22 protein-coding genes are annotated in these 24,110 nt (G+C 46.6%); 12 read left to right on the forward strand and 10 right to left on the reverse strand.

Annotated features, from left to right (window positions below; translation table 11 throughout):
* The first annotated feature begins 3 nt into the window (after positions 1-3).
* Together ACO08K_RS10345 and ACO08K_RS10350 are read left to right on the forward strand one after the other, a co-directional pair.
* A complete protein-coding gene (locus ACO08K_RS10345) occupies positions 4-438 on the forward strand; it encodes a hypothetical protein (protein ID WP_421796316.1) in 435 nt (144 codons plus the stop codon).
* A gap of 20 nt (positions 439-458) precedes the next feature.
* Entirely contained in the window at positions 459-1,736 is a 1,278-nt protein-coding gene (locus tag ACO08K_RS10350) for a hypothetical protein (RefSeq protein ID WP_421796317.1), read from the forward strand.
* Positions 1,737-1,878: 142 nt separating this feature from the next.
* Here ACO08K_RS10350 and ACO08K_RS10355 read toward each other — a convergent pair whose 3' ends face one another.
* Positions 1,879-3,093 carry a hypothetical protein gene (locus tag ACO08K_RS10355; RefSeq protein WP_421796318.1) on the reverse strand — a complete coding sequence of 405 codons (1,215 nt, stop codon included), beginning with the start codon at positions 3,091-3,093 and terminating at the stop codon, positions 1,879-1,881.
* A gap of 113 nt (positions 3,094-3,206) precedes the next feature.
* On the opposite strand from ACO08K_RS10355, the gene ACO08K_RS10360 reads away from it, so the two are divergent.
* The 6 genes from ACO08K_RS10360 to ACO08K_RS10385 all read left to right on the forward strand — a co-directional run bounded on the left by ACO08K_RS10360 (position 3,207) and on the right by ACO08K_RS10385 (position 11,869).
* Complete coding sequence (locus ACO08K_RS10360; RefSeq protein WP_421796319.1) at positions 3,207-3,578, forward strand: BlaI/MecI/CopY family transcriptional regulator; 372 nt, start codon at positions 3,207-3,209, stop codon at positions 3,576-3,578.
* On the forward strand, positions 3,575-4,945 hold the full coding sequence (locus ACO08K_RS10365; protein ID WP_421796320.1) for a M56 family metallopeptidase: 1,371 nt from the start codon (positions 3,575-3,577) through the stop codon (positions 4,943-4,945). Before ACO08K_RS10360 ends, ACO08K_RS10365 begins: the two co-directional genes overlap by 4 nt.
* Before the next feature lie 503 nt (positions 4,946-5,448).
* Positions 5,449-6,057, forward strand: coding sequence for a TetR/AcrR family transcriptional regulator (locus ACO08K_RS10370; protein ID WP_421796321.1), 609 nt, complete (start codon positions 5,449-5,451; stop codon positions 6,055-6,057).
* A gap of 70 nt (positions 6,058-6,127) precedes the next feature.
* Complete coding sequence (locus ACO08K_RS10375; protein WP_421796322.1) at positions 6,128-7,489, forward strand: TolC family protein; 1,362 nt, start codon at positions 6,128-6,130, stop codon at positions 7,487-7,489.
* Positions 7,490-7,552: 63 nt separating this feature from the next.
* Positions 7,553-8,620, forward strand: coding sequence for an efflux RND transporter periplasmic adaptor subunit (locus ACO08K_RS10380; protein ID WP_421796323.1), 1,068 nt, complete (start codon positions 7,553-7,555; stop codon positions 8,618-8,620).
* 81 nt (positions 8,621-8,701) lie between these two features.
* On the forward strand, positions 8,702-11,869 hold the full coding sequence (locus ACO08K_RS10385) for an efflux RND transporter permease subunit (protein ID WP_421796324.1): 3,168 nt from the start codon (positions 8,702-8,704) through the stop codon (positions 11,867-11,869).
* Positions 11,870-11,975: 106 nt separating this feature from the next.
* On the opposite strand, the gene ACO08K_RS10390 is transcribed toward ACO08K_RS10385, so the two are convergent.
* The 5 genes from ACO08K_RS10390 to ACO08K_RS10410 all read right to left on the reverse strand — a co-directional run bounded on the left by ACO08K_RS10390 (position 11,976) and on the right by ACO08K_RS10410 (position 15,838).
* A complete protein-coding gene (locus tag ACO08K_RS10390; RefSeq protein WP_421796325.1) occupies positions 11,976-13,061 on the reverse strand; it encodes an alkene reductase in 1,086 nt (361 codons plus the stop codon).
* Positions 13,062-13,150: 89 nt separating this feature from the next.
* A complete protein-coding gene (locus tag ACO08K_RS10395) occupies positions 13,151-14,134 on the reverse strand; it encodes a helix-turn-helix transcriptional regulator (RefSeq protein WP_421796326.1) in 984 nt (327 codons plus the stop codon).
* Positions 14,135-14,199: 65 nt separating this feature from the next.
* Positions 14,200-14,823, reverse strand: coding sequence for an L-2-amino-thiazoline-4-carboxylic acid hydrolase (locus ACO08K_RS10400; RefSeq protein ID WP_421796327.1), 624 nt, complete (start codon positions 14,821-14,823; stop codon positions 14,200-14,202).
* A gap of 27 nt (positions 14,824-14,850) precedes the next feature.
* The gene (locus ACO08K_RS10405; protein WP_421796328.1) at positions 14,851-15,534 is read right to left on the reverse strand and encodes a hypothetical protein; all 684 of its coding nucleotides are present in this window, start codon (positions 15,532-15,534) and stop codon (positions 14,851-14,853) included.
* Positions 15,535-15,568: 34 nt separating this feature from the next.
* A complete protein-coding gene (locus ACO08K_RS10410; RefSeq protein WP_421796329.1) occupies positions 15,569-15,838 on the reverse strand; it encodes a DUF3303 domain-containing protein in 270 nt (89 codons plus the stop codon).
* A gap of 184 nt (positions 15,839-16,022) precedes the next feature.
* Here ACO08K_RS10410 and ACO08K_RS10415 point away from each other — a divergent pair, with 184 nt between their 5' ends.
* Together ACO08K_RS10415 and ACO08K_RS10420 are read left to right on the forward strand one after the other, a co-directional pair.
* Positions 16,023-16,445, forward strand: coding sequence for a transcriptional regulator (locus tag ACO08K_RS10415; RefSeq protein WP_421796330.1), 423 nt, complete (start codon positions 16,023-16,025; stop codon positions 16,443-16,445).
* On the forward strand, positions 16,438-16,821 hold the full coding sequence (locus ACO08K_RS10420; RefSeq protein WP_421796331.1) for an iron chaperone: 384 nt from the start codon (positions 16,438-16,440) through the stop codon (positions 16,819-16,821). Before ACO08K_RS10415 ends, ACO08K_RS10420 begins: the two co-directional genes overlap by 8 nt.
* Before the next feature lie 8 nt (positions 16,822-16,829).
* Here the strand turns inward: ACO08K_RS10420 and ACO08K_RS10425 are convergent, their stop codons facing one another.
* Positions 16,830-17,525 (reverse strand): class I SAM-dependent methyltransferase, encoded by a 696-nt coding sequence (locus tag ACO08K_RS10425; RefSeq protein WP_421796332.1) that lies wholly within the window; start codon positions 17,523-17,525, stop codon positions 16,830-16,832.
* A 78-nt stretch (positions 17,526-17,603) separates the two neighbouring features.
* On the opposite strand from ACO08K_RS10425, the gene ACO08K_RS10430 reads away from it, so the two are divergent.
* The gene (locus ACO08K_RS10430; protein WP_421796333.1) at positions 17,604-18,365 is read left to right on the forward strand and encodes a DUF1835 domain-containing protein; all 762 of its coding nucleotides are present in this window, start codon (positions 17,604-17,606) and stop codon (positions 18,363-18,365) included.
* Between the two features lie 20 nt (positions 18,366-18,385).
* Here the strand turns inward: ACO08K_RS10430 and ACO08K_RS10435 are convergent, their stop codons facing one another.
* From ACO08K_RS10435 to ACO08K_RS10445, 3 genes are all read right to left on the reverse strand, one after another.
* Positions 18,386-18,868, reverse strand: coding sequence for a GNAT family N-acetyltransferase (locus tag ACO08K_RS10435; RefSeq protein ID WP_421796334.1), 483 nt, complete (start codon positions 18,866-18,868; stop codon positions 18,386-18,388).
* Positions 18,869-18,941: 73 nt separating this feature from the next.
* Positions 18,942-19,655 carry a helix-turn-helix domain-containing protein gene (locus ACO08K_RS10440; protein ID WP_421796335.1) on the reverse strand — a complete coding sequence of 238 codons (714 nt, stop codon included), beginning with the start codon at positions 19,653-19,655 and terminating at the stop codon, positions 18,942-18,944.
* A gap of 66 nt (positions 19,656-19,721) precedes the next feature.
* Complete coding sequence (locus ACO08K_RS10445; protein ID WP_421796336.1) at positions 19,722-20,462, reverse strand: Type 1 glutamine amidotransferase-like domain-containing protein; 741 nt, start codon at positions 20,460-20,462, stop codon at positions 19,722-19,724.
* A 233-nt stretch (positions 20,463-20,695) separates the two neighbouring features.
* Here ACO08K_RS10445 and ACO08K_RS10450 point away from each other — a divergent pair, with 233 nt between their 5' ends.
* Entirely contained in the window at positions 20,696-24,004 is a 3,309-nt protein-coding gene (locus ACO08K_RS10450) for a WD40/YVTN/BNR-like repeat-containing protein (RefSeq protein ID WP_421796337.1), read from the forward strand.
* Positions 24,005-24,110: the final 106 nt, after the last annotated feature.

The following is a 24,110-nucleotide window of genomic DNA, read 5'->3' on the forward strand; positions in this document are numbered from 1 at the left end:
ATCATGAAAACAGAAACTAAGAAAAACTTGAAGTGGCTGGTATTGGTCAGTTGCATCCTAACCAGTGTCTGCTCCTTCGCGCAAGGAAGTCCAGACAAGGACCCGATGCAGGAATATCTTTTCCCACCCGAGTTGGTCATGCGTTATCAGGGTGAAATTCAGCTAAAAAAGGAGCAGAAGGAACTCATTATTTCCAGTGTAGAAGAAGCGCAAAAAAAATTCGGCAGACTGCAATGGGACCTTCAAGCTGAAATGACGGCGCTTCAAAAACTGCTGGCTGAGTCCACGGTGAATGAAGGCAATGTGCTGAGCCAACTTGACAAAGTTCTCGATGAGGAACGAAACATTAAAAAGGCTCAAATTGCCCTAATGGTCAGAATCAAAAACACCCTGAACAACGAACAAAAGGCAAAACTGAACACGCTAAGAGGGCGCTGAGTTTGCTTTAACCAACCCATATGAAAAAGATCCTGCTATTGTTCATTGCTTCAGTCCTTTTTGGGACTCGCTGTAGCCCTGATGTAAACCTGGAAGAAAAGGTTTGCTCAGCAAGGGAGGACATCCAATACCTGGGTTTCCAAATGTTTGCCTCAGGTGCTACTGAGCCTACCGGTGATTATCAAAGCCTGGCCCCTTTCGTATCCATAGCTCAAATAGAGGATTTTTTCAGGGTGGTTCAAACCAAAGTGGGGGATTCCAATGTGCCTTGTAGAAGAACCGCGGTCATCATTGGCCCAATTGCCCTTGACTTTCCAACTGCGGAGGTCACCAGGCTAATCAACCAGACTTTTGAATTGGCTATAAAGTATGACATCGCGCTGGGCTTTCACTTGGATGATGGCATGTTTTGGGCAAACCGAAAGGACCTTTGGGGTAATCCAGCCAATGTTGAATGGCTTGACTGGAAGGGAACGCCAAATACCAGTCGACACGTCGATTGGGTTCAAAACAGGCTTGCTCCCATGATGTGCTTCAATGCCCCAGAAGTAAAAGCTGCGGTAAAGGATTTTATGACCACTATTTCCTTAGCCATTAAATCCAATTTGGATGCGTTAAATGCTGCCAACAAAGGGTATCTGTATGCGGGCACCATCATCGGCTGGGAACCTTCGCTTGACAAAGACCGTGATACGCAGCTGTCATCTGGATATCATGCATTGTTGAATAAAGGATATGGCCTCGCTAATCTTCCCAAAGACATTGATCAAGAGCGTGTTGAAATACTTCGCGAATACATCGAATGGATGGCTGAACCATTTCTAGCCGCTGGATTGCCAGTAAGTAAAACCTACGCGCACATTGCCTTTTTGTCAAGGAAATACTATGATTATGCTCGTTCCATTAATCCCGATTTTGGAAAGCAGTCTTATGCTGAACTAAACTGTTTCTCTATCCCTGAAGTGGCCTTCGGCAAAAATTATACACCAGGCTTTTCAACGTATCCTCAACCTCAGCCTGCTACAGTTTTAGAAGAAATTTATGATTTGGTTGGAAATTCTCCCTGGGCTTCGGCGGAAGCGGCTAACATCATTCCATCAAATCCCCCGATTGGTTCCGGTTATACTGCAGAATCATTCCTTGCCCGACATTTTAATCGCGGATGTAGCCTACTCACTATTTTTGCTTTTAACCTCAAGGGGGACCCTTTTACAAATACATTGAATGAGGCCTCAGAGGGTGCTGATGCGCTTGCTGCCTACAAAAAATTCCTGAGTGGGGCCAGGCTAATGGAATAAGTGAACATAATGTGCTTCCAATATCTGCATCTTCTGAACCAGAAATATTAGTAGCCGCCCGAAGAAGCGTCAAGAAAATCCGCGTAAATCCGCTCAATCCGCGTCCTCCGCGTTGCTATTATGCCGCTTTCGTTCTCCTCGTTCAACTCCGTGGCCGCATCCTCCACATCATCCCCACACTCGCCAGCACCACCACCAATGCCAACTGAAAACTCCACCTCCAATTCCGCTTCCCCACCAAACACTCCTCCTTACTCGCTTCCACCGAATTGGCCCAAACGATGAAGGCATCCGCAATCGGCAAGGCCCCAAAAAGATAACGCTTCTTTTTACCCCAGTGCCAGCCCAATCCAAATGCCTCAATGCTGTTGCGCAGCCCAATGGCCACATCCGCTTCACCGTACAAAGCCATGGTGCGTTGCCCTACAATTGATGCTGCGCCCCCAACGCCAAAAATGACTGGCCCTGAATCCACGTCTCCAAAACCCAGGGTGCCTTTAGGATATTCCCGAATCCCTGGCAAACCCATCCGCCGGGTTAAAAAAGCTTTTTTGTAGCGCTCAAAGTGTCGGCGAGCATAAGTGGAATCTATTTCGATCAAAAAATTGAGGATCAAACTTTGTGAAGAGCCCCGTGCCGCTTCAAGGGCTTTGCCCGTATAAGGGTGGACGGAATGAGGAATCATGCCCAGTTGATCGGTTCTTTTGTCCACCTGCTTCAACCAATCTTGCATTAATGAACCATATTGCGACATAAACAACCGATCGTGTTGCGCCAAATTGGCCATCAACACCACCATATCTGCAGGCCAGGTTGCGTAGACGTAGGATTCCAAAAAAGGTGTTTTGCTCTCGGTGACCGCCGTGGCGATTTGTGTACAATTGGCTTGAAAAATTTGAGCCTGTAATGTGTCCTCCCTCATGCCCGGCAATAGCTCCAGGTATTTTCCTCGTAAATAATTGCTCCACCCTCTATAAAAAGCGCCATAAGCCAGAGGCAAATTGGGGGAAAAAGGTGCCTTGCCTTTTGGAGATTCTATGGCGTGCAAGGCCCAGCGCACTTCTTCGATGCCTTGCTTGTACAAAGGCGATTGGACCGGAGTTTTCTCCAACAGATTGCACCAACTCAAGCCATACAATGCATTCAGAAAGAGGTAGCCTTCGGGATACATTTTTTGCATGTCCGCGGCCGCTCCTGCGTGCATCCGTTTTTGCAGGTAGTTGAGCTGGGCTTCTACACTCAGATTGGTTTGGGAGGAGGAACTGCTCCAACGCGGTTGGTAGTAAAGCCGAACGTTGAGGTACAAGATGATCGCAATGACCAAAAACAAGGCGGAGTAAAGGATACGTTTGAGCATGGGCTTGTTTTTAAATTAACGTTGCGGCTCCCTCAAAATTTTCATCCACACAAGGCTTGCTTTTTTCAAGTTTTTATTCTAATCTTGTAGAATCAATTCTAAAGTATTAGAAAATGCAGCTATCAAAAATTGAAGAACAAATAATGGAATACCTCTGGCAGCTTGAACAGGCTTACATGAAAGACATTCTTGAGGCATTCCCCGATCCAAAACCGGCGGCAACCACAGTTGCCACCCACCTCATGCGAATGCAGAAAAAAGAAGCAATCGCCTATCATACCCACGGAAATTCGCGGGCGTACTACCCCTTGATCAGCAAAAACGATTATTTCTCCCAGCAAGTCAAAGGTATGATCAACAATTTTTTTGGTGGCTCTACCACCCAATTCGCTTCCTTTTTCACCTCGGCTACCGAGATGAGTAAAGAGGAGTTGGAAGATTTGCGCCGCATGGTGGATCAGGAAATCAAAAAGAAAAAGCCATGATCCTCTACCTCCTCAAATTCATCGGCGGCTCCGCCCTGCTTTGGATAGTTTACCACTTTGGTCTGGAACAAGAAAAAATGCATCGTTTCAAGCGTTTTTACCTGTTGTTCAGTCTTGGGTTTGCACTGGTGGTGCCTTTGATACCGCTTCCTTGGTTTGAGCAGGAAGTGATGCCTGTGTTTGTAGTGGGTAATGAGCCAATCCAAGACAGTCCGATTTCAGCTCAGGTAGTGCCTCAAATAGCTCCCAGTTTCCCAATCGAGTCCATCTTGTGGTTGGGTTATGCAATCATCGCCGCCAGCCTGCTGCTTCGATTGCTCTATAATCTGTATCGGGCATTGGCGATACAATCCAAAGGCGAAAAATTGAGCTATGCTGGAGTGCCCCTGGTCATCTTGCCCAAAAACATCCCGACTCATTCTTTTTTCAATACCATTTACATCAACCCCAAAGATTACACTGAAGATGGTTCCACTGCGATTCTCGCCCACGAGCTCGCTCACGTCCGGCAAAGACATAGCTGGGATATCCTCTTTGTGGAATTGCTGAGGGTAGTGTTTTGGTTCAATCCGGTGTTGTTCGCCTACAAACGCGCCATGCAGCTGAATCACGAATTCTTGGCCGACGAGGCCGTGATCCAGCAGGAAAGCATCGACATCTCGACTTATCAACATTTGCTTTTGGATAAAATTGCCCAGGCCCAGCAACTCCGGCTAGTGCAGCAATTTGATTATTTCATCACAAAAAAACGACTGTTAATGATGACTAAAGAAGCCAAATGGCAGCGGTCTTTTTGGAAAAGACTGGCCTTAATTCCTTTGATTGCTGGTATGATTTTGTTGTTGAGCGACAAAGTACAATCGCAAAGCCAGCCCAGTAGCCCACCCAAGGTACTCGCGCAAAAAGAGCAATCCGGTGTATCCCAAGCCTTGTTGGACGAATACAATGCCGAGGTCAAAAGGTATTGGGATACGATTGAGGCCATCACAGGCAAAAAAAATCGTTGGGTTCACCTCGACAATTTTAAAATAGATCGCCTCAATGAAATTTACAAAATGATGAGCGAAGCCCAGCGCGCCGAAGTCAAAACCATTGCTAATTTTGTTCCTAAAGCACCTCCACCAGCACGAAAATCACCCACGAACGAGCAGCTGCAGCTTTGGTCCAGCACGGAAGTTTATGGCGTTTGGATCGATGGCAAAAAAGTAGCAAATGCTGTTTTGAGGAACTTTAAACCCAGTGATTTTTCGATGTTTTATGTAAGCAAGCTCTACAAGAACGCGATTCCTCCGGGAAGTATCCGTCGTTTTCAAATTGGTTTATACACCCATAGAGGATACGAAGATGCTTTTATTAAAAACTGGTGAGTAAGGCCTTTCCAATTTATTTTTACAGCACAAACGGCAATAGCGCAAGTAGCACTATTGCCGTTTGTCGTTTTCACCCCCGCAAAGCGTCGCGTTCGCACAGCACATTTTAACATTTCCTGCCATAATTTTGTGAAATAAATCAAAAATAAACAAAAACTAAAACACTCCAAATATTGCTACATCGCCCTGTTCCCCACACAATAACAACCTCGAAAGTCAAAAAAACTAAATTTAATTTGGCGAAAAATGTGGTGGCAGAATTTTTTACATCCAAAAGACTATCAATTGTTTAGCTTGTAGTTTCACCTTTTTTTAAAGGCGAAAAAAAAATAAAAAAATGTCGGCTTTTTGGAAACCTTCATCGACCCTTTTTTGTCTTTTGTCCAGAAACTTAAAAAACTCTGGAAACTTTTAAACCATTTCAAGTTTCCAAAGTTTTTTAAGTGTACCTTTGCCGCGATATGGAAACAAAAGAAAATAAGGACACGAGGAAACAGATCATGCGTAGAGCTGAGTCACTCTTTATGCGTTACGGCATCAAGAGTGTGAGCATGGACGACATTGCCCGCGAGCTCGGCATTTCCAAAAAAACCTTGTACCAGTTTTTTGAAAACAAAGAGGACCTGATCCTCAAAACGATTGAAAGTCATCTACAGGATGAGGTGTGTGATATGGATTTGATCATCAGCCATGCCAGCAATGCCTTGCAGGAAATCATGCTACTGGCCCGGCACGTCATCGGTCAATTTCAGGAACTCACCCCAAGTGTGGTGTACGACCTCAAAAAATACTACCCCGAGGCCTGGAACCTGATCGACCACATGCAACGCGATCACGTGTACAAGTCCATACTGAACAACCTGAACCGTGGCGTTGCTGAAGGAGATTACCGCAGCGACCTCAACACCGAAATTATGGCGCGCCTGCACGTAGGCAGTCTCTATTTACCGATTGATCAGTCCCTTTTCCCCATTCGGGAGTTTCAACCCGATCAGGTTTTTAAGGAATACATCTATCACTTTGTACGGGGGGTAGCCTCGGAGCAAGGTTTGAGCAAGATCAAAGAATACCTCCGGGAGAAACAAAGTGCTGGAAGTGTCAACTTTTGATTAAGACTTTTGAATAACCCAAACACCCACCGCACCGTGGGGTTGATCCATGATATTTAAACTGATTGTTATGAGTTATTATGACGGATTCCTAAATGTACTGCGCCTGAAAGGGATGCTGCTGGGCACTTTGTTGCTGGGCACCCTTTCAGCTCAGAGTACCCTTTCAGTGAAAGAAAGTGTTCAGTTTGCCTTAAAAAACAGCCCAATGCTGCAAAAAGCCAAACTGGATACCCGCAAATCACAGGAACAGATACGCGAATACAAAAGTACGGGATTGCCCCAAGTGAACGCCAGTCTTGGCTTTACGTACAACGCGAAATTGCCAACGCAATTGATTCCCAACTTCTTCCAGGGTAAACCCGATGAATTGGTTCCGGTGCAGTTTGGTACCGACCTCAACACCACTGCTGGTGCGGAAGTCAACCAATTGTTGTACAGCCAACAATACTGGGTAGGCATCAAAGCCATTAAAGCTGTAGGTAACCTCAATCAAACCGTAGAATTAAAAACGGAAGAAGAAGTAGCCTACAATGTGGTCAAGTTGTATTACCAGGTTCAAACCATTTACAAGCAGCGCGATTTGATCGTTGCCAACCTGGAACAAATCAATGGTTTACTCAAAGCGACCGACCTGCAATACAAAAATGGCTTGGCCAAAAAACTGGACGTCGACCAATTGCGGGTCAATCAAATCACCTTGCAAACGCAGTTGCAAAACCTCGAGCTGAACTACGAACAAGGCCTGCAAGCCCTGAAGTTCGCTATGAGCATGCCGCAGGAAACGCAGTTGACCTTGAGTGATACGCTCAGCGAGATTGTGATGCCCAATGTAGATCCAACTTACTTTGAGCCAGCTTATCAAAACAAGCTGGACCTCACCCTGCTGGATCAACAAACCACGCTGCAACAACTCAACGCTGATCAATTGCGGGCTACCTCCTGGCCTACCTTGCGGGCTTTTGGAAATTACAACTTCCAGGGTCAAGGCAATGGTTTTGGGGAGTTGGGCAAAAACCAGAACTGGTTCAGCTTCTCAGCGGTTGGACTCAATGTGAGCATTCCCATCTTTGACGGTTTTTACCGCAAGAGTAAGGTCGAGCAAGTCAAAATTGACATGTTGAAAATTGCCGAAGACCGCAAACAGACCATGCAATCACTACAATTGCAACACAGCCAGGCCAAGCAACAAGTGATCAGCTATTGGAATACCCTAAATGCCCTGCGCGAAAACCGCAAAGTGGCTGAAGAAGTGTACAGCGTCACCCAAAAGCGCTACAAAGAAGGTATCGCCAACGTGACCGAAGTATTGGTAGCTGAAAAAACCATGCGTGAAGTACAATCGAACTTCCTGGGCAACTTGCTGCAATACCAACTCGCAAAAGTAGACCTGGATTACGCCAATGGCAAAATCCGCGAAATGTACAAATAATCATCGCGGGCTATCCAGCTAGCGGGATTCATTCCTGATAACCCTTTTATCAAACACAATACAATGAAAAATATCATCCGCATCCTCATCACCTTGGTCGTAGTCGGTGGCCTCACGGCAGTCACAGCCTGGAAATTGGGGAAAAATAAAGAAAAAATTGAAGCCGACGGTAAACTGACCCAAGTGCGCAACACCGAAATTCCGGTGAAAGTAACCACATTGGGCACTAAGAATATTCAAGGTGGCTTTGAAATCAACGGGACTTTTCAGCCCATCAAACAACTGACCGTAATGAGTGAGGCTCAGGGCCGGATTACCCAGTTGAATGTGAAAGATGGCAGTTTCGTCAGTGAAGGTGCAGTGATTTTGGCGGTTGACAATGACTTGCTGAAAAACCAACTGGAGCTGGCTCGCATCAACCTCAAAAAGGCTGAAAACGATGTAAACCGCCTGAAAAACCTGCTCGGCGATGGTGGGGTTACCCAGCAACAGGTAGATGACGCTGAAAACGGCATCGAAAACATCAAGGCCAACATCAAAAACCTGGAGAAGCAAATCAGCATGACTTATGTGAAAGCGCCTATCTCCGGTACCGTTTCAGGTAAAACGATTGAAAAAGGAGCATTCCTGGCTCCTGCCATGAAAATCATGGACATCATTGATGTGCGTCGCCTCAAAATGGCGGCTTACCTGACCGATGATGAAGTACTTCAGGTGAAAAAAGGCCAACGCGTGGAATTGCGTACGGATGTGTATCCCAACAAAGCTTTCGTTGGTGTGATCAACCTGATCGATGTAAAAGCAGACAATGCCCAACGTTTTTTGGTGGAGATTGAACTGGATAATCCAGGCACGACTCCATTAAAAGCAGGAATGGACGGTGTGGCCGAATTCAACACCGGTCGTTCGGTATCCATTTTAGCCCTGCCTCGCGAGTGTATCGTAGGCAGTGCCCGCGATGCCAAGGTGTTTGTAGTGGAAAATGGAGTCGCCAAATTGCGCCCCATCCAGCTTGGCAACATCTACGGAGACTATGCTGCTGTACTTTCTGGCCTGAAGGCTGGAGAAGTGGTGGTAAGTTCCGGCCAGATCAACCTGGAGAATGATATGAAGGTGAGAGTTGAAGAATAATTAATCGTTGTAGAGACGCACGGCTGTGCGTCTCACGGCTGTAAGACGCACAGCCGTGCGTCTCTACAAAATCAAAAAAAAATGACACTAACCGAAATCGCCATCAAACGGCCCTCGCTCATCATCGTATTTTTTGCGGTGTTGACCTTCCTAGGGTTAGTTTCCTATTCCTATTTGAGCTACGAGCTCATCCCTAAATTCAATGCCCCGATTGTATTGGTAAGTACCATATATCCTGGTGCTTCCCCATCGGAAGTTGAAAACTCACTGACCAAACCCCTTGAAGACGCCGTATCGGGGGTGGAAAAAATTGTATCCATTCGTTCAACCTCTTTTGAAGGTTTGTCGTCAATCGTCATTGAATTCAAGGACGGTGTCAATACCGATGTTGCGCTTCAGGATGTGCAGCGCAAAATCAACGCGGTGAAGTCCACTTTGCCCGAAGATGCGAAAGATCCAGCTTTGGGGAAATTCAGCTCGGATGACTTTCCGATTATGAGCATTGCGGTGAATACCAATTTGCCGCAGGCCCAACAATACGATTTGATCAAACAAAGAATCAAACCTGCCTTGTCGCAGGTAGATGGTGTGGGTCAGGTCAACTTGATTGGTGGGCAGGAACGGGAAATCAAAGTGCAGATCAATCGCCAAAAACTGGAAAGCCAGGGGCTGTCCTTGCTCAATCTGGTCATGGCCATCCAGTCGGCTAACCTGGAATTCCCTACGGGTAAGGTAAAGTCTGAAGGCGAACAAATTACCGTACGTTTGGCGGGTAAGTTCCTTTCACTTGAAGACATCAAAGATGTAACAGTGGGGGTTTCCAATACCGGAACCCTGATCAAAGTACGCGACGTAGCAGATGTATCCGATAACCTGAAAGAAATGGTGGACCTTTCGCGCCTCAACAGCAAATCAGCGATTGGTATGACCATCCTCAAACAACCAGACGCCAATGCCGTGACCATGTCGGATGGCATCAAGGCAAAAATGGCCAGTTTGGAGGAAACTTTCAAAAAGGAAAATCTGAAGTTCAACATCGCGAATGACTCGACCGACTTTACCCGTGACGCCGTAGATGCCGTAATGCACGACATTGGTTTGGCGATCCTTTTGGTAGCCTTGGTGATGCTGGTGTTCTTGCACAGTTTGCGCAACTCCTTGATCGTCATGGTGGCCATTCCAGCTTCATTGGTTTCCACCTTCATCGGCATGTATTTGATGGGCTTTACCCTCAACCTGATGACCCTTTTGGCCATGTCCCTGGTGATTGGTATCCTGGTGGACGACTCGATTGTGGTACTGGAAAACATTTACCGCCACCTGGAAATGGGCAAAAACCGTCGCCAAGCGGCTGCCGATGGTCGGAATGAAATTGGGTTTACCGCTCTAGCGATCACCCTGGTGGACGTGGTGGTGTTCTTCCCCATTACCCTGGCGGGTGGTATCGTAGGCAACATTATGGGCCAGTTTGCCTGGGTCGTGGTGTTCTCAACCTTGATGTCCCTGCTGGTGTCCTTTACCATTACCCCGATGTTGGCTTCACGGGTGGCTAAAGTGACCGTACTGAATCCTAAAAACCCGGGGCACCTGCTGCTCATTGGTTTTGAGCGCTTTTTGACCTGGATGACGGATAAATACGCCAATTTGCTCAAAGGGGTACTGAAGCACTGGGTAACCAGTTTAATAATTGTTGTGGCAGCTTTCGGGCTGCTGATGGCTTCTTTTGGCTTGATTGGTGGCGGATACATTGGCGCCGCCTTTATCTCCCAAAGTGACGCAGGTCAGTTCATCATCAAGGTAGAATTGCCCAAGGATGGTACCTTGAAAGAAACCAACCTTGCCGTCAATAAAGTAGAAGAATACCTGGCTACCAAGCCAGAGATTACCGATATCTTCAGCACGATTGGCCGTACTTCGGGGGTTTTAAGCGGACAAGCCACGCCTTATCTGGCGGAGGTAAACGTAAAAATGGTCCCTAAAGAGGAACGCTCCTTGCGGGCGGACGTATATGCTCAGATTGTGCGCAACGAATTGGAGGCAGCCCTACCAGGGGTGAAAGTCCAAACGGTTCAAGTAAGCTTCTTCGGTGGAGCTGATGAAGCGCCTCTGCAAATCATCGTGGGTGCCACCAAGTTGGAAGACGCGATGAAATACGCCGAGAAGGTACTTGGTTTTTACAAAGAAGTACCGGGTACCCTGGCACCAGAACTTTCGGTAGAAGAAGGTAGTCCCGAAATCAAGGTAGACATCGACCGCCAGCGGATGGCCGAGCTCGGGCTCAACATCCAAACGGTTGGTGCGACCATGCAAACGGCATTCAGTGGCAACACCAATGCCAAATACCGCGACGGCGCTTACGAATACGACATCAACATTGCGATGGATGAGTTCGACCGCAAGAACATCGACGATGTATCTCAAGTTGGATTTGTGAACCCTGCCGGGGAACTTGTACGCCTGGAGCAATTTGCCCGGATTTACCAAACTACGGGCCCATCCATGTTGGAACGCAAAGACCGTGCAGCTTCGGTGACAGTTAAATCCTTTGTTTTGGGTCGTCCTTCGGGTACCATCGGAGCAGAGATTCAGGCTAAAATGGCACAGGATCCTCCTCCTCCAGGCATTACCATCTCCTATGAAGGTGACCTCAAAAACCAATCGGAAGGTTTCGGTAGCTTGTTGATTGCGATGGCAGCAGCCTTGTTGTTCATGTACCTGATCATGGTGGCCTTGTACGACAACTGGGTGTATCCGATGGTGGTGATGTTCTCCATTCCGGTGGCAATGGTAGGAGCCTTGTTGGCCATGGCACTGACCATGCAAACACTGGACATCTTTGCCATGTTGGGGATGATCATGTTGATTGGTTTGGTGGCCAAAAACGCCATCCTGCTCGTCGACTTTACCAACCAGATGAAGGCGGAAGGTCATCATTACAAAGATGCCCTGGTTATGGCGGGTCGCACGCGTTTGCGTCCGATCTTGATGACCACCATTGCGATGGTTGCAGGTATGCTTCCAATTGCGCTTGCCAAAGGTGCTGGCGCGGAATGGAAAAACGCCCTGGCCTGGGCACTGGTAGGTGGTTTGACCAGCTCCATGTTGCTAACTCTGGTGGTGATTCCGGCAATTTACTCGATCGTGGATCGCATTGGTTTGTTCTTCACCCGCAACAACAAGGGTGGCGGCAACAATACACCTGAGCCTAGTCACAAAGTAGAAGTGCTGGATTCAGAGTTGATTGCTTAGGTTTTACCCAAACGAATACAAACAATAGGCCGAGTGCCAATAAAAAAGCCCCGCTTTGTGGATACAGAGCGGGGCTTTTTATTGGTAATTTATCTATACCACCAGTTTATGCAACACTTTCCACTTCTCCCAAAGTAGCATAATCTGTATATCCCACTGCTCCAGGAGTATAAGCTGTATTAAAATCAGGCTGATTCAATGCCGCATTCTTTTCGATCCGCAGCACAAAGTCAGGATTGGCAATAAAGGGGCGGCCAAAAGCTACCAGGTCGGCAACACCTCCGTGCAACACCATTTCTGCACTGTCCGTGGACAAACCATTGCATTGAATGATGATGTTGTTGAAGTTGGCTCGAATGGCGGCGAAGGTTTTTTGTGGCAGCTCCGGGTTTACGGAAATGTGCAGGTAAAGGATTCCGATTTTATCCAGTTCTTTGGCCAAATAGGCATAGGTTTCGTGCACCTCGGCGGGGTCGTAAGCCGCTAAGTCATTAAAAGTCGAGAAGGGTGAAAAACGAATCCCCACCTTTTCTTTACCAATCGCCGCCGCTACCTGTTCGACAAGTTCCAGTACAAACCTGGCGCGATTGGTGATGCTGCCCCCGTACTCATCGGTACGATTGTTGACGTGTGGATTCAAAAACTGCTCCAACAAATAACCATTGGCACCGTGTAATTCAATGCCATCAAATCCAGCAGTGATGGCGTTTTTAGCAGCACTCACAAAACCAGCAATGACGGATTTGATCCCCTCTGTACTCAGGGCCTGAGGTTCGGAGTGATCTTGCAGCAAAGCAGTATCGGTAAAAATTTGCCCCGCCGCCTTGATGTTGGAAGGGCCGATCAGTGTTGCTCCAGCAGGCAAATTATCAACATGGCCAATCCGTCCGGTGTGCATGAGTTGGAGGAAAATTTTGCTTTGTTCGGCGTGTACTGCGGTGGTGGTTTTTTTCCAGCCTTCAATTTGCGCGGTGTTAAAAATACCGGGAATACGCGCATAGCCCAACCCTTCGGGTGCTGGTGCGGTACCTTCGGTAATGATTAAACCAGCTCCACTGCGTTGTTGGTAGTATTGAGCCATCAAATCGTTGGGGATATTGTTGATGGCTCGACTGCGGGTCATGGGTGCCATGACTACATGGTTTTTCAGGGCAAAACCATTTTTTTGAAAAGCCTTTAAAATCTGTTTCATTTGTTCAGGTATTGAATTGTTGTTTTCAATACCCCAAAATTAGGCGGACTTATCAGCGCAAAATACCATAAAAAGGCCAAAAAATAGTCCTATCCGGCAACCGTATATTTCTTCGGGGTAATCCCGTAATGCCGTTGAAACAAGCGGCTGAAATGGCTTAAATTGGAAAAGCCCAACTCATAGCCTACGTCGGAAACCGAAAAACTGGCTTGTTTCAACAAAAAAGCGGCTTCTTCCATCCGGGCCTTTTGGTAATAATTGTAGATGCTGTCACCAAAAACCTGCTTGAACAACTGCTTCATTTTGGTTTCACTCAGGTTGTTCGTTTTGGCCAGGGTGCTCAATTGAGGCGGTGCAGACAAATCGGCCAGCATCAGGTTGCGCACGGCAAAGATTTTTTCAATGTCTGCTTTATTGATGTTGGCCACTGGTTCGTTTTCCCGCTTCAACAATTTGCTGAACAAGAGGTAAAGCAACTCTTGTATCTTGATTTTGTAATGAAAATGGCTGAGTTCATGCTGGGCATTGATGTTGCACAGTTGTTTGAGCACTTTTTCAACTTCCAGCCACATGGTTTCGTAGTACAAATAAGTGTGGCTATTGCGGATTGATTCGAGCAAGTGGTGTGGCTTTTCTACCTGGAGTGTCTCGATCAAAGTGGCCGATTTGACCCCAATTACCGTAAAATAGATTTCGGTATTGGCTGGAAACCGTATTTCTGAATTCAGGTCAGCGGAAGAAATTTCGATGGCCGATTTTGTGTAGTTTTTGCAATAAAACTGTGCCCGTTCGGGGTTCGACAACAAATGGGAGGATAAGGTAGAGCTATAAAAAATGATCGTTGTTTGGTCGTGCCACTGCTCGGGGGCCATCCGTTTGAGCACAAAATCTTCCTTGAAGGTGTAGCGGTGAATGAGCAATTTGAAGTTAGGGCCGAGTTCCACTTTTTTAATGCTGCCCTCACCCATTGATGCGGGGATAATCAAGGTATCCTCCAATACCTGCGCATTGAATTGCTCGGCAAAGCTGGTGAGGAAATTGAAATTGGAATGAGCCGCAAATTCGAAAACCATATGGGATGTTTAAAAGTATTAGCAAACAAACACCCGTTGCGCCGACAAGGTTTTATTCAACAACTTTACTCGATTCTTTTATACCGGAAATCACATTTTTTAGCCCCATTGGCAATGGTTCCATTGCGGATGAGTTGTAGCCCGGCCAGGTTGGAAGTGATCTCATCCACTTCACAGAGGATACTGGCGTATTTCTGGTAATTGTGTTTTTTGAACAATTTGCAGATGCCACATTCCAGAATATCTACGCCGTATCCAAAACCATAGGTTTCGGCTTTGTCAGTGATGATGTTGGCCAAAAAGCCATCCGGATGTCCGAGTTTACTAGTTTTGCTTTGTAACGATTTGATCAGATACTGCCCAACCCAGGTATTCATAAGTTTTACGGGCAATTTTTTGAACAAGGTTTGCAGCTGGTTCTTCGGTTTGACGTAATCAGTCACCACTTCCAGACAGATGAGCCGAATGCGGTCAAAAGGCTCACCCTGTTCATCAAGGGTTTGGATCAAGGCTAAAAAATAGGCACTAAAATCCAACCTCCGGTCGATGGGATTGGTGGAGGTTGCGGAAAAATTGGAATCAAGAGAAATGTGCTGATAATGGGATTCCACTTCCGCTATCATTTGGCTGAAGGTTTGTGGGAAATGGGCTTTAAGGGTTTTGAGGAAGTATTTTTTATAGGTTTTCATGGTGCTGTTTAGGTTCATGAGTGAGAATTATTTTCGGATGATTGTCACTTTTTTGATCGCTCCACTTTCAAATAAAATCTTACTTGAGTAACATTTTCCATTTTCCCCTTCAACCATTATTTTGTACTTGCCATGTGGCACATGAACACCACTGCGAGTAGGATTTGCCACCTTTACTAAAATCTTTTTTCCTTGCTCATCAACTAACCAGATCACTGGATTTCCAGTAGCATTCACCAACTCAACATTTACAAAAGCCGTCACTGTATCCATAATGCCAAGGGTTTTTACCTCGATGATTTGGCAAGAATCGTAAGGTTGATATTGAACATAAAGCCTTTCTTGAAAGGACTGTAAGGTGTCATTTTGTTGGTAAAATTCTTTTTGAGCAGGGTATTCTACCCACAAGTGTTCTTCATCGATCCATTTTACGACCAATTCTTCCTCGTGCGCGTTTATGGCAAAAACACCAGCAGCACCTTTAATCCAACCTTTTTCAAAATTAACCAACAATTGAGTATTGATTCCACTTGATGGTGGGTTAATAAACTCAATGGATTTGCTTTTTTCAGGAGAAAAGATAACACCTTTTCGAGAGGTTGATTCAGGGCTACTAACACATGCCAGTAGTGAGAGTAATCCAAAATTTATTAACACCCTGATAGTCAAATTCATAAAATGAGTCCTTAGTGCGAAATTGAAATCAATCATAGTTTTACCGTTTTTTATGTTTAATCGCTGTTTTTCATCCCAACACCTTTGCTTTTGCCTCTGCGGAAGAAATCACTGGCACAATCTCAAAATCCGCTAAATCCTCCCATTTCGCGATCCAGCTTTTCAACAACTCCAGCGATTCACTTTCCATCACCTGATAACAAATACTAACATCTTCGTTGATCCAGCTATGCAAATAATTAACCCCTTCGGGCAACATCCGACCTTTTTCATCAAAGCGTTGATACAGGGCTTTGATGGTTTCCGATCTGAAATGTTCAATGATAATATAAGTGCGCATTGGGATAGGTTTTATTTTTGAATTGATTGTTCGGTAAAAATATCAAAACCAAGCTACCTAAAACAGGTCTTGGTGTTTTTAAAACAAAAAAGCTGGCGCATTCACCCCCTCATCTTGTCGTTTTCGTCACGCACAGTTTTTTTTCAAACAATTTATCTTTGTACTACAAGTAAAATGAAAAGCAATGGATACAATTGTATTTGACAAGGAAATACCTGCTTGTTGTGTAGCCGCCAGCTCATTCCCCGATGGGGTGCTGACCGCTTTCCAAACCTTACATGCAAAGCTCGACCGCAAAGAGGAGCGTCAACATTTCGGCATCTCCCACGGCCTGCCCGATGGCGGGATCTATTACCTGGCTGCCGCGACTGAATTGAACCCAGGTGAAGCGGAAACACTGGGACTGGATCGTTTCACCATTCAAAAAGGGACTTATCTTGGGCTTACCATCCAGGATTATATGAAAGACCTGGGGGAAATTGGTCGAACTTTTCACCATCTGTTGCAAAGTCCCGATCTTGACCCCGAAGGCTATTGCCTGGAGATTTATGCAGGAAAGGATGTACAATGTCTGATTAAACTAAAAAATGAAGATCAAAATGGCTAAAACTGACTACAAATCTGTCGACGAATACATTGCCATGCAAGCCGCCGACAAACAAGCAGCACTGGAGGAATTGCGCCAGTTCATTCGCAGTCAAATTCCCCCAACTGCCCAGGAAGTCATCAGCTACCAAATGCCCATGTACAAGTACCAGGGTAGCTTGGTGGGTTTTGCTTGTTTTGCCAAACATTACAGCTTTGTCACTGCGAATGCTTCAACTTTGGAGCAGTTTCGGGCAGAGCTGAAAGATTACAAGTTTTCCCCTTCAGCGATTCAATTGCCTTACGGAAAACCACTGCCCACGGAGCTATTGGCACGCATCATTCAACAGCGGATAGTAGAAAATGAAGAATTGGCGGCGAAGAAAAAACAGAAATAGGCTGAGCATTATGCCTTTTTTTCAAAAACCATACACATGCCCGCCATGTCGTAAGCTGTGCCGTACATAATAACTGGCGGCTCAGTCTCTTCCTGGGTGTGGATCAGTTCAAACCCACATTCGGCAAAAATGCGCTGGATTTCATCCTTGCCCCTCAACTTGAAAAGTAGTGTGGTAAAAGGCAGTTTTTCCATTATGTCTTTGGGCCGAATGCCGATATAAAACCTGGCCCCAGGTTTCATCACCCGCCCAATTTCTTGCAAATGGGCAGAGGGTTTGTCCCAGAAATAAATCACATTGATACAAAATACCGCATCAAAAATGCCAGCGGCATAAGGCAAATTGTCGCTGCTGCCCATTTTTAATTCAAGCTGCCCCAGGCGAATTAAGTCCAGGTTTTTCTTACGCGCTGCTTTGACCATTGCAGCAGAGTAGTCAATCCCGTAGAGTTTGAGCCCTTCGGCTTTTTGTGAGACTTCCTTAAAAAAATGACCATTGCCAAAGCCAATTTCGAGCACCTGATCACCGGGCTGTAATTCAAGGTGTTGCAAAACCAGCTTGTACAGGCTACGATTGCTTTCGTTCATGCGCTCCCCTATCGTTTTGGCAAATGCCCCATGGGGTTTGCGCAATTGTTGGGCAACGAATTCCGGGGTTGGAGTGGGCTTGAATTTTGGGAGGAGCTTTTTTAGGAATTGGAGCATAGGTGATGGATTTAGGAAAAATTATTCATACAAAATTCCCATTTTTCTTTTATTTTTGAAAAAAATCCAAACAAAAATATGAGCTTCCACATTCTCAATGGCGATAGCCTGGCCCAAACCTTTGCCCAAAGCAATATTCCTGGACACCGCATCATTTGCCGTGAATGCCTGATCGACGGCCCCGCTCAGGCTGCTGATCTGGACAATTTTTGGTCTATCCGCGCCAATTTCATCGCTCAGGGTTATGGTGAAGCTCGCGAGAAGTATTACGATATGGTGGTGAAAGAACTGGATCAAATTCAGCGTCTTCCCGAAGATGCCGAAGTCAACCTGTGGTTTGAGGACGACCTGTTTTGCCAAAGTAACATGTGGTTTATGCTGGCACTGCTGGTCAATGCCAGTCCGCAGCTTAAAATATACCGGGTTTTTCCGATGGAACCGGCGCTGGATCATTGGAATGGTTTTGGGCAAGCGGATGCGGCCAGTTTGGAACAAGCTTATGCTCAAAGAGTGCAATTTCACCAAACCGATCTCGAACTGGGCCTGGCCTTGTGGGAAGCTTTCCGCAGCAAAGACCTCAAACAATTGCAAGTCTTATCGCATCAGCCATCAGCTTGTTTTAATCGGCTGCCAGAAGTCGTTCAGGCGCATGTCGACCGTTTCCCTCCACAAGGGCAATTAGGTCGCCCGGAGCGATTGATTGCCGAGATTTTGCAGGGTAATCCGGAGGATTTTAATGCGGTTTTTAAAGCTTTTTGGCAAAAAGCGGGAGTGTATGGGTTTGGAGATGTGCAGGTGAAGGGGATTTATGAACGGATGAAGGGGATGGAGGTACAGTAGTAACAGCTATTTCCCGTATTTCAGGATGACAATGCTTTCCAAAAAATAACTTTGTCCTCGCCGGCAGCATAAAATTCGCGAATACGGGCTTCCTCGGTGTAGCCATTTTTGAGATAAAAAGCTCTGGTACGTTCAAAAGAAGGCAAGCCCGAAGTCTCTACCAGTAAAATTCTTTCCCCACGGTCTTTCAAAAATTGTTCAATAAATTCTATCAAGGATTTTCCGATAGTTTTACCCTGATGATCAGCATGTACAGCAATCAGGTACAGATTATAGGTGCCATTGGTCAGCCGCTCAGGGGCAAAATAGGCTACTGCCACAGGTTCTTTTTCCACATAGGTTACCCAGAATTCGGTATTGTTGTCTTGATGAAAATAGCTGGCGATCATGTCATCCAGGAATTCTGAAGGGAATAAACTACTGGTATCAATCACCCCTTTCAATGCGGGTAAATCGTCGTACAAAACCTTACGAATATTGGAATCTGGTGGTAACTGATTCATGGTTTTTTACCTTGTGTTTACCATTAATGTAATTTACTACAATGTGGGATCAAAGGTAAACTCGGTAAATGACCTAATCTTGTACGATTCGGCTATTGTAAACGGCGGAAGGCTTCAAACCAAAAAAGGCCTTGAATCTTCGACTGAAGTGGGCAGGGTCGTAAAAACCAGCAGCCAGGGCAGCTTCCTGGAGGTCAGTCTTATTTTGCAGACTAATTTCGATAGCCGATTTTAGCCTAACCCATGAAATGTATTTTTGAATGGGAAGACCCATTTTTTCCTTAAATAAATGCGAGAGTCTGCTTGCTGAAAGGTGAGTATATTCGGCCAGCATAGGTAGCAATAATTTGTCCTGATGGATGTTAGCAGGGATGAATTCTAGACATTTTAAGACCCTTTCATCCTGCACTGGCTTGTCAATGATTAAGTCTTCGACGAGGGCATCAAAGGTCTTCATTTCATGGCTGTTCAATTCCTTCCAAGTGAATACTGTTTTATCAGGGATTGCTACTCCTAATGCATTCACAATGCTTGTAAAACTGGTGTATAAGGGTTCAATTAACATCAATGCACACCGGCAAGACTTGCCATCGAAAGCATGTACAGTATTCGCTTGAATGACGGCCATCCTTAGCTGTGAATAACTTGCATTTTTGGTCGTTATGGTAAAATTGCCCTCCAAGACCTGGATGATTTCAATGGCTGGATGAGCATGAAATCCAGTGCTCAGTCCGGATTCCTCGAAGCAGTAGATGCCTTTTTGGGTATCAAAGCGTTCAACTTTCACAAGTGTAATTTTGTACAATTTTGTTTTTTATTCAGCCCTAGATTTGAAGTCTCCTCCCCCAGTATTTTATCTTCTTTTTGACAATAGTTCATCCAACGGCCGATAAGTTTCTGTCTGTTCAACCACCTCTTCAAAAAAATCCTCTCCCCTCCAAAATACTTTGTAGGCACGAGCATTTTCCCTGGCACTGATGATTCTGTATTGGTCATCCAAAATTTCAATGGCGCAACAATCCTCCAATGCTATGGCAACTATGCCGTAAGTTTTTTTCATCATTCTTTTTAAATCCGGCTTTCGATCGGCTTCGCTATCATAATGTGGACAATGCAAGGCATTTATCAAATTCAATCCGCTTACTTTGATTAAACCAGCTTCAGGATTGTTAAATTTTCTCGAATCTGAATTGCCATATTTGAACCAACAAATTGATCCAGCACTAAGCCCACACAAGACCGTGCCTTGCTCATAGGCTTCTTTTAGCAAGACGTCAACGCCCCTTTTTTTCCACAACTTCATCATTCTAAAAGTGTTCCCACCACCAACATAAATAATGTCTGCATTTGATATTTTTTCAGCGATCGTCTCTTTTTTAGGCTTCTCTCTAATCAAATACAGCACATCACAATTGCAGCCATGCTGGGAGAAATGTTCCTTTAATTGATCAAAATATTCTGTGGCGTCTCCGCTGGCAGTTGGCAAAAACAACAAATTGGGCTTGCTTTTTTTAGAAAGCTCCACAATCCTTTTATTAATGGGTGTATTGTCTTCAAAGCTTTCTCCACCACCAATGGCTACTATTGTTTTCATGTTTGAATTGGGCATTTATTCGCGACAAAACTATTGAGTTAATTCTATTTTATCCGAGTAAAACAAAACTAGAGTTACACAATTACTCGGTTAAGCTCAAACCCAGCAAAAAAAAATCTCTCCCCCCAACAGGGTCATTTTCCTCACCCCCAGCCACTTCCTTGGCTTTATTTTTTCTGCTTTTCCGACTAAACGCTTACATTTAAATCAATTTCAACAATCAATCCAAGGTTATGCGAATGTTTATCCCCATTCTGGCACTCATTACCCTGACCAGTACCGCCCTCTGGGCACAAAAAGACAAAAAAGTACCACCCCCCGCGGCGGCTCCCGCCAAAACGGAAAAACCAACCGTCCATCAATCCTCTACCTACAGTGCTTTGTCCCTGCGCAGCATCGGCCCGGCGGTCACTTCCGGGAGGATCAGCGATTTTGCGGTCAATCCACGCAATCAAGCGGAGTATTATGTGGCCACCTCTTCTGGCGGCGTTTGGAAAACCAACAATGCGGGTACTACCTGGGTTCCCATTTTTGATGGGCAAGGCTCCTACTCTATCGGTTGTGTCGCGCTTGATCCAAGTAACCCAGCCACAGTATGGGTCGGCAGCGGCGAAAACAACAACCAGCGGGCAGTCTCCTACGGCGACGGCGTATACAAAAGTGAAAACGGTGGCAAAACCTGGCGCAACATGGGCTTGAAAAATTCTGAACACATTGCAAATGTCATCGTTGATCCTAGCAATTCCAACATCGTTTACGTTGCCGCTTATGGCCCTGTGTGGAGCGACGGTGGCGAGCGCGGGGTGTACAAAAGCACCGATGGCGGCGAAACATGGACCAATGTCAAGTCGGTTAGCGCCTATACCGGTTGCAGCAACCTGATCATGGACCCACGCAATCCCCAGGTATTGTATGCAGCCTTCCACCAGCGCCAGCGCAAGGTGTTTACCTACATTGGCGGTGGCCCCGAGTCGGCTTTGTACAAAACCACCGATGGAGGTACAACCTGGAAAAAACTGGATGGCCTGCCCGGCGGCGATGTTGGTCGCATTGGTATCGACCTCTCCCCTGCTAACCCCGATTACGTATATGCTGTTGTTGAAGCCCAGGAAGGCAAAGGCGGCGTGTACCGCTCCACCGACCGGGGCGCGAGTTGGGAAAAAATGAGCGGGGTTTTTACCAGTGGCAACTACTACCAGGAACTTACCTGTGATCCCCGCAATGTGGATCGCATCTTCATCACCGACTCTTACTACAAAGTGAGCGACGATGGTGGCCGAACGGTGCGCAACCTTGGTGAAATCAACAAACACATTGACAACCACTGCATCTGGATCGACCCCAGCAACACCAATCACTTGCGGGTAGGTTGCGACGGCGGGATTTATGAAAGCTGGGACTTTGCCAAAACTTGGGAGTTCAAACACAACCTGCCAGTCACCCAGTTTTACAAAGTAGCTACAGACAATGGCCTGCCCTTTTACCATGTACACGGCGGAACCCAGGACAACCTCAGTTTGGGTGGCCCCAGCCGCACTACCAGTGACAACGGCATCAGCAACGCGGACTGGTACGTGACCAGCACCGGCGACGGCTTCGAAACCCAGGTGGATCAAACCAATCCCGATATCGTTTACGCCCAAAGTCAATACGGTGGACTTTCCCGCTTTGACCGCAAGAGTGGCCAATCCGTTTTCATCAAACCTCTCGAAGGAGAAAACGAGCCCGCCCTGCGCTGGAACTGGGATGCTCCCCTGACCATCAGTAATTTCTCCTCCACTCGGCTGTATTTTGGAGCCAATAAGGTTTTCCGCACCGATGACCGAGGCAACAGTTGGAAGGTCATCAGTCCCGACCTGACGCGGGGGATCGACCGCAATAAGCTCGAAATCATGGGCAAGATCTGGAGTGTAGATGCCCTTGCCAAAAACGGCTCGACCGACATCTACGGCCAAACCACCAGCATCGCGGAAAGTGCCCTGGATCAAAATATCCTGTGGGTAGGAACCGACGATGGCCTGCTATGGATCACCCGCGACGGCGGCACCAATTGGGAAAAAATGGATAAACTGCCTGGCGTACCCGAAAACAGCTATGTCCACCAGGTGATTGCTTCCCGCCACGATAAGAACGGCGCATACGTCTGTTTCAACCACCACCGCTACGGCGACTTTAAACCCTATCTGCTCAAAACCAGCGATGGGGGCAAAACCTGGAAATCACTCAGTGCCACTTTACCCGAGCGAGGGAGTGTATACAGCATCGCAGAGGATCATGTCGATCCCAATTTGTTGTTTTGTGGCACCGAGTTCGGCCTGTTTTTCACCCAAAATGGCGGTGAAACCTGGGTGCAACTGAAGTCAGGCCTGCCCACTATCGCGGTACGCGACCTGGAAATCCAGCGCCGGGAAAATGACCTGGTCCTGGCTACTTTTGGTCGTGGGTTCTACATCCTGGATGACTACTCGCCTCTGCGCAACCTCAAAACGGAAACTTTTGATCAGGCAGCGACCATCTTCCCTATCAAGGACGCCTTGATGTTTGTCCCAAATCTGCCACTGGGGCTCCGGGATAAAGGCCATATGGGCAGCAGTTATTACGCAGCGCAAAACCCGCCCGTGGGCGCAGTATTCACCTATTGGCTGAAAGAGGACATCAAAACCTTGAAAGCAAAAAGACAAGAAGCTGAAAAGGCCAAATTTGATAAAAAAGAACCGGTTTATTATCCCGATATCGAGGCATTGCGCAAGGAAGACGAGCAACCAGAGCCTTACCTCTTGTTCACCATCACTGATGCTGATGGTGATGTGGTGCGACACCTCAAAGCATCGGCGAGCAAAGGTTTGAAGCGCATCGTTTGGGATTTTCGGCACAATACCACCGCTCCGGTTTTGGGTCGTTACAAGCCTGCTCCCGACCAGTTGTTCGGTGGGGAAGAAACGGGGCAATTGGCCTTGCCGGGCACTTACAGCGTCAGCCTCAGCAAGTATGAAGATGGGGTATTGACTACCATCGCTGGGCCCGTCAAATTCAACTGCAAAGCGCTGAACAACGTCACCTTACCCGCTACGGACTTACCAGCCTACGCCGATTTTGTGGCCAAAGTGGCCAGTCTGCGCAAGGCACTCAGCGCAACGAATAACATCCGGGCTGAATTGAGCGGCCAGATGAGCGCGATTCAAACGGCTATTCAGGAAATGCCTGCTCCACCGCAGGACTTGTTGAAAAAGGCCTATGACTTACAACGCAGATTGAATGCGGTGACCTTACAATTGAATGGCGACGCTGCTCGTGGGCGCCGGGAATTTGAAGCACCGTCTTCGATCAATGATCGTTTGGGGTATGCGCAAGGGGTGATGTGGGGTACCACTTCGGCACCTACGCAGTCGGCTATTGACAACTATAACATCGCTGCGAAGCAGTTTAAGCCAGTACTGAACGAATTAAAAGCCATTGCCGGGGAAGTAACGGAATTGGGGAAACAGTTGGATGTGAAGGGGGCGCCGGCTACGCCAGGGAGATGGCCGAGTGGTTGGGAGTAGGATCCAAGGTTCGGGGTTCCAAAGTTCCAGGGTTGGTGTAGTCGGAGTTCTGGAGCTTTGAGCACTTACGCTAAGTTTGGTCAACCATTCAAAACATTGTATCAAT

It is taken from the genome of Haliscomenobacter sp. (assembly GCF_965225875.1).
GTDB lineage: Bacteria > Bacteroidota > Bacteroidia > Chitinophagales > Saprospiraceae > Haliscomenobacter.